A 13045-nucleotide genomic window follows, 5' to 3' on the forward strand; every position below is an offset into this window, starting at 1 on the left:
GAAGGGTAATCACCCCACTTCCACGTTGTGGGAGTGGGGCGGGCAAGCCTCCAATTCGGATCAGAGCTTTGCCAGGCGATCCAGCGCCAGCTTCAGCGTCTCTTCCTTCTTCGCGAAACAGAAGCGCACGACACCCGATTCACGCGGCGTGGAGTAGAACGCCGAGACCGGAATCGCGGCAACGCCGATTTCGCGCGTGAGCCACATCGAGAAATCGGCCTCGCTCATATCGGAGATCGCCGAGTAGTCGACGCACTGGAAGTAGGTGCCGTCCGATGGCAGAAGCTTGAAGCGCGTGCCGGCCAGACCGGCACGGAAGTAGTCACGCTTGGCCTGGTAGAACCCGGAGAGGTTCAGATACGGAGCCGGATCGGCCATGTAATCCGTCAGCCCATACTGCACCGGCGTGTTCACCGTGAACACGTTGAACTGGTGGACCTTGCGGAATTCGTTCGACAGCGCGGCCGGGGCGGCCACGAAGCCGACCTTCCAGCCCGTCACGTGATAGGTCTTGCCGAAACTCGACACGACAAAGCTGCGTCGCGCCAGTTCGGGATGGCGTGCCACCGACTCATGCCGCTGGCCATCGTAGACCATGTGTTCGTAGACCTCGTCGGATAGCAGCAGGATGTCGGTGCCGGCCAGCAGGTCGGCCAGTTGCTGCATGTCCTCTTCGCGCCAGATCGTGCCCGTCGGGTTGTGCGGGGTGTTGATCATGATCATGCGCGTGCGCGGCGTGATCGCGGCGGCCAGCTTGTCGAACGGGATGCGGAACAGCGGCGCTTCCAGCGTCACGGGCACGGCCGTCGCGCCGGCCAGTTCGATCGCAGGCAGATAGCTGTCGTAGCACGGTTCCAGCACGATCACTTCGTCGCCCGGATGCACGGCGCAGAGGATGGCGGTCAGCAGGCCCTGCGTGGCGCCCGCGGTCACCGTGATCTCGGTATTCCAGTCGTAGGCGTGTTCGTACAGTTTCGCGATCTTGGCGGCGATGGCCTGGCGCAGTTGTGGCACACCAGCCATCGGCGGGTACTGGTTGTGACCGGTGCGCATTGCGTGCGTTACGGCATCGACGATGCGCGGATCGCAGTCGAAATCCGGGAAGCCCTGGCCGAGATTGACGGCGTTCTTTTCGGCCGCCAGCGCCGACATCACGGTAAAGATCGTGGTGCCCACATTGGGCAGGCGCGACAGGGGCGGATTCAGCGGGGCGAGATTGGATTCAGCCATGACGGAGCTTGAAAGAGTAGAAGCGGGGCAATCAGCCAGAGCGACATTCTAGCCGCGATCACCGGGCGGCACCCATGCCGCCAGCCAGGTGCCGAATGCCAGCGGCGGCAGCACTTCCACCCCGCTGGAGCGGCGCAGGCGGCTGCGGAGCTTGAGCACTGCCTTGTCCTTGGACACCAGCAGCGCCGCGCGCGAGAAATGGGCGAGTTCGATGAACTTCTGGTCGTCAGTGTCCTTGCACTTCGGCAGGCGGATCGCGTCAGCGTCTTCCTGGGTGGGCGCCGGTTCTAGTGTGGTGACGCGGTCGACCTCCGCCAGCGCGGCGTCGATATCGACGGCAAAGCGGGTGAACTGGGGATAGGCCAGCACCCGGCGCAACTCCTCCCGGCAGTCGGCCCGGATCACCGGGGCGATGGCGCCGGCTGCCAGCGCGGCCCGGATCGGCTCCACATGCGGGTCGCGGAAGACCAGCAGGTCTACCCAGATATTGGAGTCAAGGACTACCCGGGGTGCGGAAGTGACGGAGAGGGCGCCGGCATCGGGGCCGGTGCTGGAGTTGGCATCGTGGCCGGTGTGGGTGGTGTGCATTCGCTACAATCTGGTCTTTGTTTCTGCCCGCGATTTTGCCATGCTCATCGTCCTGTCTCCCGCCAAGTCCCTGGACTACGAGACACCCCCACGCGTCAAGACCCATACGCTACCGCGTTTCATCGACCGCTCGGCCACGCTGATCGAGCGCCTGCGCAAGCTGGCCCCGCAGGATGTGGCGTCGCTGATGGATATTTCCGACAAGCTCGCGGTGCTCAATGTCACGCGTTACGCCGACTGGTCGCCCGAGTTCACGACGGCCAACAGCAAGCAGGCCGTGCTGGCCTTCAATGGCGATGTCTACGACGGTCTCGATGCGAAGACGCTGTCGACCGACGACCTTGCCTTCGCGCAGAAGCACATCCGCATCCTGTCCGGCCTCTACGGCGTGCTCCGGCCGATGGACTGGATGCAGCCGTATCGCCTGGAAATGGGCACGCGGCTCGACAACGCCGCAGGCAAGGACCTCTACGCGTTCTGGGGCGACGACGTCACGGCGTTGATCAACAAGGACATGGCCGAGCTCAAGCACGAGGGCTCGCAGACGCTGGTGAACCTGGCGTCCGAAGAATATTTCAAGGTAGTGCGCCCGAAGGTGCTCGCCGCGCGCGTGATCACGCCCGTGTTCGAGGACTGGAAGGGTGGCCGCTACAAGATCATCTCGTTCCACGCCAAGCGCGCGCGTGGCACGATGGCCCGTTACGCGGTCACGCATCGCGTGACGGATCCCGCGCAACTGAAGCGCTTCAACGAAGACGGCTACGCCTTCGACAAGGCCGCGTCCGACGATGCCCGCTGGGTATTCCGCCGCCGTCTGGAAGACTGAGAACCAAGGAGCTACTTCATGACCTCAGCGCTGCATATCTCCACGCTGTTCGATTCGGGCGCGATCGAAGTCGAAGCCCTCGATCGTGCCGACGACATCCGCCTGCGTATCCGCGCCGATTCGCACGCCGACTTTCGCCAGTGGTTCCACTTCCGGCTGCAGGGCGCGGCCAGGCAGGACTGCAAGCTCCAGTTCCTGAACGCGGGCGAATGCACCTATCCAGACGGCTGGCGCGACTACAGCGTCGTGGCCTCCTATGACCGGGCCCACTGGTTCCGCGTGCCGACGCGCTACGACGGCACCACCATGACCGTCGACTTCAAGCCCGAACACGACAGCGTCTGGTTTGCGTATTTCGAACCGTATCCCGAGGAGCGGCACCTTTCGCTGCTGGCCTCCTGCCAGCGTTCGCCGCTGGCGAAGCTGTCGCACCTTGGCAGTACCGTCGATGGGCGCGACCTGACCTGCGTGACGCTGGGTCAGCCAGGGCCGGGCAAGAAGACGGTCTGGATGATCGCGCGCCAGCATCCGGGCGAAAGCATGGCGGAGTGGTTCTGCGAAGGCGTGCTGCAGCGCCTGACGGGCACCGGCATGTGGGCGGGCGATCCGGTGGCGCGCAAGCTGCTCGATCGCGCCGTGTTCCATATCGTGCCGAACATGAATCCGGATGGTTCGGCGCGCGGCAACCTGCGCACGAATGCCGCAGGCGCCAACCTGAATCGCGAATGGATGCAACCGAGCCTCGAGACGAGCCCCGAGGTGTATCACGTGCGCCGGGCGATCGAAGCCACTGGTGTCGATTTGTTCTTCGACATTCATGGTGACGAGGCGCTGCCGTACAACTTCGTAGCCGGCAGCGAGATGCTTCCTGGCTTTACCGCAGCCCAGCGCGACCAGCAGTCGCGCTTCATCGAGGCGTTCAAGCGGGCCACGCCGGACTTCCAGGACGTGCACGGCTACGCTGCAAGCAAGTACAACGCGGATGCACTGAAGCTCGCCTCGAAGTACATCGGCCATACCTTCGGCTGCCTGGCCCTGACGCTGGAGATGCCGTTCAAGGACAACGCTGACCTGCCAGACCCGGTGCTGGGCTGGAACGGTGCGAAGAGCGGCCTGCTTGGTACGTCGATGCTGCAGGCGGTGCTGGAGTATCTGGGCTGACAGACGTGATCAGGGTTTGAAGCGCCAAGCGCTCCCTTTCCCGCAAGCGGGAGAGGGAGCCGGACCTGCGTCTCAGTCGCAGTCGGCGCAGGGCCTTACTGCTTCTTCTTGGTTGTCGTCTTGGACGATGTGCTCTTAGAAGACGATGTCGATTTGGACGTCGAGCTTGCCTTGCTGGACTTCGACGACGTCGATGCCTTGGCGGTGCTCTTGCCTTTTTTCTTCTTCGAGTGCGACGTGCCCACGGCGGGTGCCGCGGCTGGTTCGCTGATCGTCTCGCCGCTGCTGTTGAGCAGTTCGTACGCCAGCATCATGCCGTTGTCGTAGCCGCAGCGGACCTTGACCGGTTGCCATTGCGGTTCCCCCGAGCGGCGGTGTGCGCTGGCAGCGAACGTCACGACGGAGCTGACGACTACGGACTGCTTGCCCGACGAGAACCGGCTTTCCCAGCGCTCCTCGGTGGCCTGATCCTGGGCAAGTGCGCCCGTGGGGATCTTCAGCGCGTCATAAGTCGCCGACCGCGGCACCACCCAGCTGGCGTGCGCGGCGCAATCGGCCACGTCGGCCGATGCATTCTCCGTCTTCATCAACTGATCGCGCATTTGCGCGCGATATTCGGCCAAGCTCACGCGGCCCCTGTCGGGTAGCGTGACCGTCGTCGTGGGCGGGCTCTTGCCGTTGGTGGTCGGGGTCTTGGCGGCCGTCGCCGAGGCGGGGCCGGGGGCTACGGGGGTGGCGGTGCTGGCAGCGGGCGAGCCGGGCTGGCCAGCCACGGCTGCGGTCTCGTCCGTCGGTGCGGTGGCGCAACCGGCGAGTGCGATCGCACCGGCCACTGCGGCAGACAGCATACGCAGCCGGCTGCCGAACAGTTCGGAAATTCGTCGGATCACGGGGTCGTCTTTGCTCGGTGAAGCAAGGAGGGGTTAGTGAAGGATTGCCATGATAGAGGAATCCCCCGCGGCAAAGTTCCTAAATGTTGTTACCCTTCATTCTAATTGCTTGCAACCGTCGCGATCCCCGTGGATTTGGGTGTGTGCGATAGCAGAGAATTGCCGAGTCACGCAACTCTGGCGAACCCCGAGGCACGCGTGCTGCGTGCCTCGGGGCAGGGCGCCATTGCGGCAGCCCTTTGATCCGTCGGTCAGATCGTGCGCGCGAAGCGCAGCAGTTCGTCCATCAGCGCGTTGAGGTCGCGCTTGAGCTTGTCGAACCCGGCGCTGTGCGTCAGGCCGACTTCATCCATGTACAGCTTCCGGTTGACTTCCAGCTGCAGGCTGTGGCGGTTGGCCTGGGGCTGACCTACCACGCGCACGATTTCCACGCCCTTGTAGGGATGGTTGCGCCACACGTCGTAGCCCATGTCCTTGAGTACGCTCTCCACGCGATCGGTGAAGCGGGTATCGCAAGTCGTGCCGTCGCGGTCACCCACCACGAAGTCCGGATGCTGCAGGCCCGGGTGCTCGGTTGCGTATTGCGCGGCCTCGCTCGGCATCGAGTGGCAGTTGATGTGCCACACTCGGCCGTGGCGGGCGACGGCCTGGTCGGACAGTCGCTGCAACTGCGCGTAGTAGGGCAGGTAGTAGTTGTCGATGCGCGCCTGCAGTTCGGCCACGCCGAGCTTGCGATCGTAGATCGGCTCGCCGGTGTCCAGCACGCGCCAGACCAGGCCCTTGCCGAGGCGCGTCTTCGACGTTTCCTGCTTGGCGCCGGGCCACGGCGTGTCGAGCAGGGCTTCGTCGATTTCCTCGAGGCTGCGGTTGGCGTCGAGGTAGCTGCGCGGAAAGCCCGCGCAGAGCAGCGGGATGCCGCGCGCGGGCGCGTCGGCATAGAGCTCGTCCACGAACGTGTCTTCCGCCTGCCGCAGCAGCGGCAGGGGCAGGTTGCCGGCGAAGCGGAAGTCCGCCGGGTACGTGGTGCAGCTATGGGGGGAATCAAGAAAGAGCGGGCCGCACTCGCCTTCCGGCATGTGCAGGAAGTACGGGCTTTCCGCGGTCTTTCGGTCTGCTTCGGTCATGCTGGGTTACCGGTCCGTGATTAGTCCAGGGAGATCTTGGCGGCAGCGGCCACGCGCTTGTTCTTGGCCACTTCGGTGGCGATCTGCTGCGCGAAGTGCTGCGGCGTGTCGCCCACCGGCGTGGCGCCGAGTTTCTCGAGCTTGGCGCGCACTTCCGGCATGGCCAGCACCTTGATGGCGGCGGCGTTCAGCTTGGCCTGGATGTCGGCGGGCAGCTTGGCCGGGGCGATCAGGCCGAACCATGCGGCGTCATTGACTTCAGGCAGGCCCAGTTCGGCGAAGGTCGGCACGTTCGGCAGCGCGGCCACGCGCTTCGGCGCAGCCACGGCCAGCGCGCGCAGCTTGCCGCCTTCGATGAACGGCAGCGACGACGGCAGGTTGTCGAACAGCACCTGCACCTGGCCGGCCAGCGCATCGTTCAGCGCGGGGCCCACGCCCTTGTAGGGCACGTGCAGCAGTTCGGTCTTGCTGCTCATCTTGAACAGCTCGCCCATCATGTGCGACACGCTGCCATTGCCGGCCGAGCCGTAGGCGATCTTGTTCGGTTCCGATTTGGCCAGCGCGATGAACGACTTCATGTCGGTGGCCTTCACGTTCGGGTTGATGCTCATCACGTTCGGCACGGAGGCCAGGTTCGTGATCGGCGTGAAGTCCTTGGTGGCGTCGTATTGCAGGCGCGGATACACGGCCGGGTTGATGCCGTGCGTCGATGCCGTGGCGATGCCGAGCGTGTAGCCGTCCGGCGTGGCCTTGGCCAGGTAGCCGGTGCCGATGCTGCCGCCGGCGCCGCCGCGGTTGTCCACCACCACGGCCTGGCCCAGTTGCTGGCCGAGCTTGTCAGCGACGATACGCGCGACGATGTCGGTGGTGCCGCCAGCCGGGAACGGCACGACGAGCGTGATCGGCTTGGTCGGGTACGTGCCTTGCGCCAGGGCGGGCAGGGTCAGGCCGGCGGCCGCGAAGGCGGTGGCGGCGGCGAGGATCTTGAGCAGGGGACGGCGTTGCATCGTCGGGATTCCGGTGGGGATTCAGGGAGCGGAACTCAGCAAAAGCTGAATTCTTTAGCTCTCGTGATTCTGCTTTCCGATGCAAGATGCGCGCAAACGAAATAAAATCCCCGGATCATTCCAAATGGTATTGAAGTAGAGGTGACCTATGCGACGCTTATGTCCGTCGCTGACGGAATTGCAGGCATTTGAAGCCGCTGCGCGGCACAACAGCTTCACGCTGGCCGCCCGGGAGCTTCACGTCACGCAGGGGGCGGTCAGCAAGCAGGTACGCAGTCTCGAGGCGTTCCTGGGTGTCGAGCTGTTCGAGCGCGTGCGCCAGCGCCTGATGCTGACCGGCGCGGGGGAGCGCTATCTGGAGCGCATCCGGCCGAGCCTGAACGAGATCGAGGCGGCCAGCGTGGAACTGATCGCGCGCAAGGGGCGGGGCGGCATCCTGCATATCGCCAGCATGCCGACACTCGGCGCCAAGTGGCTGATTCCGCGGCTGCCGCAGTTTTTCGCCCGGCATCCCGAAGTCACGCTGGAGTTCGTTCCCCATGCGCAGGGCTACGATTTTTCCCAACCTGATCTCGATGCGGCGATCCGCTTTGGCGACGGCGTCTGGCCGGGGAGTCTCGCCGACTACATGACCGGACGCGAAGTGCTGCCGGTGTGCCGGCCGGGATTGCTCGCGCAGGAGCCTGGGGGCGCGGTTGCATCTCCCGAGGATTTGCTGCGTTACCCACTGCTGCATCACACCACGGTGCCAGAGGCGTGGCCAGACTGGCTGTCCGAACTGGGGGTGTCCACGCGCCAGGCGTGGAGCGGGGCGCGTTTCGATCAGTTCTCGTTGCTGACGCAGGCGGCGGTGTCGGGGCTAGGCATCGCTCTGATTCCGCGCTGCCTGATCGAAGAGGAGATTGCCACCGGCACGCTGGTGGTGGCGCATGCCGCGCGCGTGCTGGCCAAGAAGGGGTATTACCTCTGCTATCCGGAACAGAAGGCTCACCTGCCGGCGCTGCAGACGTTCCGGGCCTGGCTGATGGAGGGTGTCGACGTGGTGGCGTAGCGGCCCGGCAAGCGCTCATTCCAGGCGCTCATTCCAGGCGCTAACTGCGGGCGCTAACTGCGGGCGCCACGTCGATGCATGGCATCCGCTATTTTTACTTCGACAGCACTTTCATCGCTGCCTCGAGCCCCGCGATCGTGACCGGATACATGCGGTTCTTCATGATCTGGTTGATCACGGTGATCGACTGGCGGTACTGCCAGAGGCCTTCCGGCTCGGGGTTCAGCCACACGAAGCGCGGGAACTGCTCGATCATGCGATTGAGCCACACGGCGCCGGCCTCGGCATTGTTGTACTCGACCGAGCCGCCCGGCTGCAGGATCTCATAGGGGCTCATCGTCGCATCGCCGACAAAGATCACCTTGTAGTCGGGCGTGTACTTGTGGATGAGATCCCACGTGGCGATCTTCTCCGCATGGCGGCGGCGGTTGTTCTTCCACACGTAGTCGTAGAGACAGTTGTGGAAGTAGTAGTACTCGAGGTGCTTGAACTCGGTCTTGGTGGCCGAGAACAGTTCCTCCACGCGCTTGATGTGGTCGTCCATCGAGCCGCCGACATCCATCAGCATCAGGACCTTGACCTTGTTGTGGCGCTCGGGCCGCAACTTGATGTCGAGCATCCCCGCGTTGGCGGCGGTGGAGTGGATCGTATCGTCGAGATCGAGTTCGGTGTCGGCGCCCTCGCGCGCGAAACGGCGCAGGCGGCGTAGTGCCACCTTGATGTTGCGCGTGCCGAGTTCGACCTGGTCGTCGTAATCCTTGTACGCGCGCGTCTCCCACACCTTGATCGCGGTGCGGTTGCCCTTGGACGGGCCGCCGATGCGGATGCCCTCGGGGTTGTAGCCGCTGTGACCGAACGGCGAGGTGCCGCCCGTACCGATCCACTTGTTGCCGCCCTCGTGCTTTTCCTTCTGCTCCTCGAGCAGTTGCTTCAGGCGTTCCATCAGCTTGTCGAGGCCGCCCATGGCCTCGATCTTGGCCTTTTCCTCGGCCGACAGCTCGCGCTCGAGCGTCTTCTGCAACCAGTCGAGCGGAATGTCGCTCTTCCAGTCGATCAGGCTCTCCACGCCCTTGAAGTATGCAGCGAAGGTCTGGTCGAACTTGTCGAAGTGCTTCTCGTCCTTTACCAGCGTCATGCGCGACAGGTAATAGAACTCGTCGATCGACGGCGCGATAACCTGCGCGCGCAGGGCTTCCAGCATCGTCAGGTACTCCTTGACCGATACCGGCAGCTTGGCGTGGCGCAGCGAGAAAAAGAAATCGATCAGCATGGGAAACTCTCCCCGGTCAGCGCGGGCGGTCGAGCTGGAACTGCAGGTGCGCGCGCACGGTGGGCCATTCGCTGGCGATGATCGAGAACACGACCGTATCGCGGAACGAGCCATCCGGCATGCGTTGATGGTTGCGGAGCACGCCGTCCTGCTTGGCGCCCAGACGTGCGATGGCGGTGCGGCTCTGGTGGTTCATCCAGTGCGTACGGAATTCCACGGCGATGCAGTCGAGCGTCTCGAACGCATGGCGCAGCAGCATCAGCTTGCACTCGGTGTTGAGCGCGGTGCGTTGCACGCGCCGCGCGTACCATGTCGAGCCGATTTCAACCCGCCGGTTCTTGCCGTCGATGTTCATGTACGTGGTCATGCCGGCCGGGCGGCCGTCAGCATCGAGCACGGTGAACGGTTGCATCGAGTCCTGCGTCTGCAGGTCGAGCCGGCGCTTGATCTCGGCTTCCATGCCTTCGGGCGAGGGCACCGAGGTGTACCAGAGCCGATGGAGTTCGCCATCGGCCGCGGCTTCGCGCAGGCCTTCGGCATGGTCCATCGACAGCGGCGCAAGCGTGGCGTGGCTGCCTGACAGCGTCACGGGTTGAACGAACCTCGACATCGTGCTGTCCTCAGCGGTTGGCGCGGTTCATGAACACGAGACGCTCGAACAGGTGCACGTCCTGTTCGTTCTTGAGCAGCGCGCCGTGCAGCGGCGGGATCGCGGCCTTGCGGTCCGGGCTGCGCAGTGCCTCGGCGGGAATGTCCTCGGCCATCAGCAGCTTGAGCCAGTCGATCAGCTCCGACGTGCTCGGCTTCTTCTTCAGGCCCGGCAGGTTGCGCATCTCGTAGAACGATTCCATCGCGGCCGCTACCAGCTCGCGCTTGATGCCGGGGTAGTGGACGTCGACGATCTGTTGCATCGTCTCGGCATCCGGGAACTTGATGTAGTGGAAGAAGCAGCGGCGCAGGAAGGCGTCCGGCAACTCCTTCTCGTTGTTCGAGGTGATGATCACCAGCGGGCGATGCTTCGCCTGGATCAGTTCGCGCGTCTCGTAGACGTAGAACTCCATGCGGTCGAGTTCGCGCAGCAGGTCGTTCGGGAATTCGATGTCGGCCTTGTCGATCTCGTCGATCAGCAGCACCACGGGCTCGTCGGCCTCGAACGCCTGCCAGAGCACGCCCTTGACGATGTAGTTGGCGATGTCGTGCACGCGGTTGTCGCCCAGTTGGGAGTCGCGCAGACGCGACACGGCGTCGTATTCGTACAGGCCCTGCTGGGCCTTGGTGGTTGACTTGATGTGCCATTGCAACAGCGGCATACCCAGTGCTGCGGCCACTTCCTCAGCCAGCATGGTCTTGCCCGTGCCGGGCTCGCCCTTGATCAGCAGGGGGCGCTGCAGCGTGCGTGCGGCATTGACGGCCAGCTTCAGATCGTCGGTGGCAACGTATTGGGCACTACCTTCGAACTTGACCTGCTGGGACGGATTGGCGTTGGCGGTGGTGGACATGGGCGGTCTGATCGTATTGCAAGGGGCGTGGTTGGCAGACAATCGGAAACAATGACTCAGGGCCAATGATCCGGTCGGGCAACAACCGGCATGAACAATCGGAATTTCGGTCGGAATGGGCCAGTATAAGAGCAGATCGGGATTCGCGTTCAGTGGGGGACACCCCAAGGCCGTTCTGTGGACTGGCGCGTGCACGCTGCGGTACAATGCGCCGGTTTGACGCGCCCCTGGTCAATATCTCCCCCCTCATACCCGGCAGTTCTGTCACTGAGACATGGCAGTTCACCGGGGGGCGGTGACAGCGCGAGATGGTTGCAGAATGGTGTGGAAGCACCCGCGGCACATCAGCACTTACCGCGATTTCAGATCCCCGTTCCCAAAGCCGTTTCGCCCTGCAGGGCAGTCACACGCGGTTTAAACACTTCCCACTCAGCTAAGACAATGAAAAAGCTCCTCACGATGGTGGTGTTGGGCGCGGCCGCAACGGCTGCGCAGGCCCAGGACAAGGGCAACGTGGACGCCGCCAAGGACAAGGTCGCAATGTGCATTGGCTGCCATGGTATTCCTGGCTACCGTGCATCGTTCCCCGAGGTATATCAGGTGCCCATGCTTGGCGGCCAGAGTGCCAAGTACATCGAGAACGCGCTCAAGAGCTATCAGAAGGGTGATCGCAAGCATCCGACCATGCGCGGGATTGCCGACAGCCTGTCCGACAAGGACATCGCCGCCGTGGCTGCGTACTACTCGCAGCAGAAGCGCGACACGCAGAACAATCCGCTCAAGTAAGAGGCCCCTGACCATGAAGATGCTGAAAGCTGTTTCGTTCGCGCTGGGTGCTGTCGCGCTTGGCGCCGCTGCCATGTCCGCTTCGGCGGCAGATATCGCCGCTGGCAAGGCACTGGTGGAAAAGGGTGGATGTGTGGCGTGCCACGGCAAGGATCTGAACGCGCCGATCTCGCCGGACTATCCGAAGCTGGCCGGCCAGCACCAGGATTACATCTATCACGCCCTGTTGTCTTACCAGATCAGCGGCAACCCGCTGGTGGGCCGCAATAATGCGATCATGGCCGGTCAGGTCAAGAGCAACCCGGCGGTTACCGGCAAGGACGGCAAGCCGCGGGAGTTTACGCGCAAGGAGTTGAAGGATATTGCCGCGTATATCGAATCGCTGCCGGGCGATCTGGTGCTGAAGAAGTAAGTCGAAAGACGTCAGCCGCTTCGATTTCGTCGCAAGGGAATCGAAGAAAAAAAAGCCGCTCGAATGAGCGGCTTTTTCGTTCTGCAGTGCGGATCAGTTGCCGCTGCCGGTCACCAGGCGACGCTGTTTCACGGCGTTGGCCAGCGTCTCCAGTACGGCCACGGAGTCATCCCAGGCGATGCAGGCGTCGGTCACCGACTGGCCGTAGGTCAGGTTCTCCACCGGAGTGCCCTGCACATGGTCCTGTCGGCCAGCTACCAGGTGCGATTCCACCATGACGCCGACGATGCGCTGTTCGCCGCCGGCGATCTGCTTGCCGATGTCCTCGCAGACCGGGATCTGGTTCTCGTGCTTCTTGCTGCTGTTGGCGTGCGAGGCATCGATCATCAGACGTGCGGCCAGGCCAGACTTCGAGATCGCGTCGCAGGCTTCCTGCACGCTGGCCGCGTCGTAGTTCGGTGCCTTGCCGCCGCGCAGGATGATGTGGCAGTCCTCGTTACCCGAGGTCGACACGATGGCCGAGTGGCCGCCCTTGGTTACCGACAGGAAATGGTGGGGCTGCGAGGCGGCCTTGATCGCGTCGACGGCGATCTTCACGTTGCCGTCGGTGCCGTTCTTGAAGCCGACCGGGCACGACAGTCCGGAAGCGAGTTCGCGGTGCACCTGCGACTCGGTGGTGCGCGCGCCGATCGCGCCCCAGCTCACCAGATCGGCGATGTACTGCGGGCTGATCATGTCCAGATATTCCGTCCCCGTCGGCACGCCCATTTCGCTGATATTCAGCAGCAGTTCGCGGGCGGTGCGCAGACCGTCGTTGATCTTGAAGCTGCCATCCATGTGCGGATCGTTGATCAGGCCCTTCCAGCCGACCGTCGTGCGCGGCTTTTCGAAGTAGACGCGCATCACGATCTCGAGCTCACCCGCGAAGCGGTCGCGCTGCACCTTGAGCAGCTTGGCGTATTCCAGGGCCGCGCGCGTGTCGTGGATCGAGCACGGGCCGATGATGACGATCAGGCGGTCGTCCATGCCGTGCAGAATGCGATGCATGGCCTGGCGGGCGCCATAGATCACGTCGGACGCAGCCTCCGAGCAAGCAAACTCGCGGATCAGGTGCGCGGGCGGCAGCAGTTCCTTGAGTTCTCGAATACGCAGGTCGTCGGTGTTCTTCAGCATGATGGCTCCGGGTTTGTGAGGTCGTGAG

General features: G+C 63.7%; 14 protein-coding genes. 5 read left to right on the forward strand and 9 right to left on the reverse strand.

Annotated elements, in window-relative coordinates; genetic code table 11:
* Positions 1-60: 60 nt before the first annotated feature.
* Both K6G35_RS05005 and K6G35_RS05010 read right to left on the reverse strand, forming a co-directional pair.
* Positions 61-1230, reverse strand: coding sequence for a pyridoxal phosphate-dependent aminotransferase (locus tag K6G35_RS05005; RefSeq protein WP_008643437.1), 1170 nt, complete (start codon positions 1228-1230; stop codon positions 61-63).
* 48 nt (positions 1231-1278) lie between these two features.
* On the reverse strand, positions 1279-1818 hold the full coding sequence (locus K6G35_RS05010; RefSeq protein ID WP_008643439.1) for a putative toxin-antitoxin system toxin component, PIN family: 540 nt from the start codon (positions 1816-1818) through the stop codon (positions 1279-1281).
* 40 nt (positions 1819-1858) lie between these two features.
* Here K6G35_RS05010 and yaaA point away from each other — a divergent pair, with 40 nt between their 5' ends.
* Positions 1859-2644, forward strand: a complete 786-nt coding sequence (gene yaaA, locus K6G35_RS05015; RefSeq protein ID WP_008643440.1) for a peroxide stress protein YaaA — start codon at positions 1859-1861, stop codon at positions 2642-2644.
* Between the two features lie 18 nt (positions 2645-2662).
* On the forward strand, positions 2663-3805 hold the full coding sequence (locus K6G35_RS05020; RefSeq protein ID WP_035881752.1) for a M14 family metallopeptidase: 1143 nt from the start codon (positions 2663-2665) through the stop codon (positions 3803-3805).
* 95 nt (positions 3806-3900) lie between these two features.
* Here K6G35_RS05020 and K6G35_RS05025 read toward each other — a convergent pair whose 3' ends face one another.
* The 3 genes from K6G35_RS05025 to K6G35_RS05035 all read right to left on the reverse strand — a co-directional run bounded on the left by K6G35_RS05025 (position 3901) and on the right by K6G35_RS05035 (position 6826).
* Complete coding sequence (locus K6G35_RS05025) at positions 3901-4695, reverse strand: BspC domain-containing protein (RefSeq protein ID WP_495676160.1); 795 nt, start codon at positions 4693-4695, stop codon at positions 3901-3903.
* 251 nt (positions 4696-4946) lie between these two features.
* On the reverse strand, positions 4947-5819 hold the full coding sequence (locus tag K6G35_RS05030; protein ID WP_008641721.1) for an N-formylglutamate amidohydrolase: 873 nt from the start codon (positions 5817-5819) through the stop codon (positions 4947-4949).
* A gap of 20 nt (positions 5820-5839) precedes the next feature.
* Positions 5840-6826 carry a Bug family tripartite tricarboxylate transporter substrate binding protein gene (locus K6G35_RS05035; RefSeq protein ID WP_008641723.1) on the reverse strand — a complete coding sequence of 329 codons (987 nt, stop codon included), beginning with the start codon at positions 6824-6826 and terminating at the stop codon, positions 5840-5842.
* A gap of 148 nt (positions 6827-6974) precedes the next feature.
* Here K6G35_RS05035 and K6G35_RS05040 point away from each other — a divergent pair, with 148 nt between their 5' ends.
* Positions 6975-7877 carry a LysR family transcriptional regulator gene (locus K6G35_RS05040; protein ID WP_008641724.1) on the forward strand — a complete coding sequence of 301 codons (903 nt, stop codon included), beginning with the start codon at positions 6975-6977 and terminating at the stop codon, positions 7875-7877.
* A gap of 94 nt (positions 7878-7971) precedes the next feature.
* On the opposite strand, the gene K6G35_RS05045 is transcribed toward K6G35_RS05040, so the two are convergent.
* Genes K6G35_RS05045 through K6G35_RS05055 form a run of 3 tightly spaced genes read right to left on the reverse strand, consistent with a single transcriptional unit; the run spans position 7972 to position 10646 of the window.
* A complete protein-coding gene (locus K6G35_RS05045; RefSeq protein WP_286879970.1) occupies positions 7972-9147 on the reverse strand; it encodes a vWA domain-containing protein in 1176 nt (391 codons plus the stop codon).
* A 16-nt stretch (positions 9148-9163) separates the two neighbouring features.
* Complete coding sequence (locus tag K6G35_RS05050; protein WP_008641736.1) at positions 9164-9757, reverse strand: GNAT family N-acetyltransferase; 594 nt, start codon at positions 9755-9757, stop codon at positions 9164-9166.
* 10 nt (positions 9758-9767) lie between these two features.
* On the reverse strand, positions 9768-10646 hold the full coding sequence (locus tag K6G35_RS05055) for an AAA family ATPase (RefSeq protein ID WP_008641739.1): 879 nt from the start codon (positions 10644-10646) through the stop codon (positions 9768-9770).
* 441 nt (positions 10647-11087) lie between these two features.
* On the opposite strand from K6G35_RS05055, the gene K6G35_RS05060 reads away from it, so the two are divergent.
* Together K6G35_RS05060 and K6G35_RS05065 are read left to right on the forward strand one after the other, a co-directional pair.
* On the forward strand, positions 11088-11432 hold the full coding sequence (locus K6G35_RS05060) for a c-type cytochrome (protein WP_008641741.1): 345 nt from the start codon (positions 11088-11090) through the stop codon (positions 11430-11432).
* Between the two features lie 13 nt (positions 11433-11445).
* The gene (locus tag K6G35_RS05065) at positions 11446-11844 is read left to right on the forward strand and encodes a c-type cytochrome (RefSeq protein ID WP_008641743.1); all 399 of its coding nucleotides are present in this window, start codon (positions 11446-11448) and stop codon (positions 11842-11844) included.
* Positions 11845-11937: 93 nt separating this feature from the next.
* Here the strand turns inward: K6G35_RS05065 and aroG are convergent, their stop codons facing one another.
* Positions 11938-13017 carry a 3-deoxy-7-phosphoheptulonate synthase AroG gene (aroG, locus tag K6G35_RS05070; RefSeq protein WP_008641744.1) on the reverse strand — a complete coding sequence of 360 codons (1080 nt, stop codon included), beginning with the start codon at positions 13015-13017 and terminating at the stop codon, positions 11938-11940.
* Positions 13018-13045: the final 28 nt, after the last annotated feature.

This window comes from Cupriavidus sp. HY129, assembly GCF_059492215.1.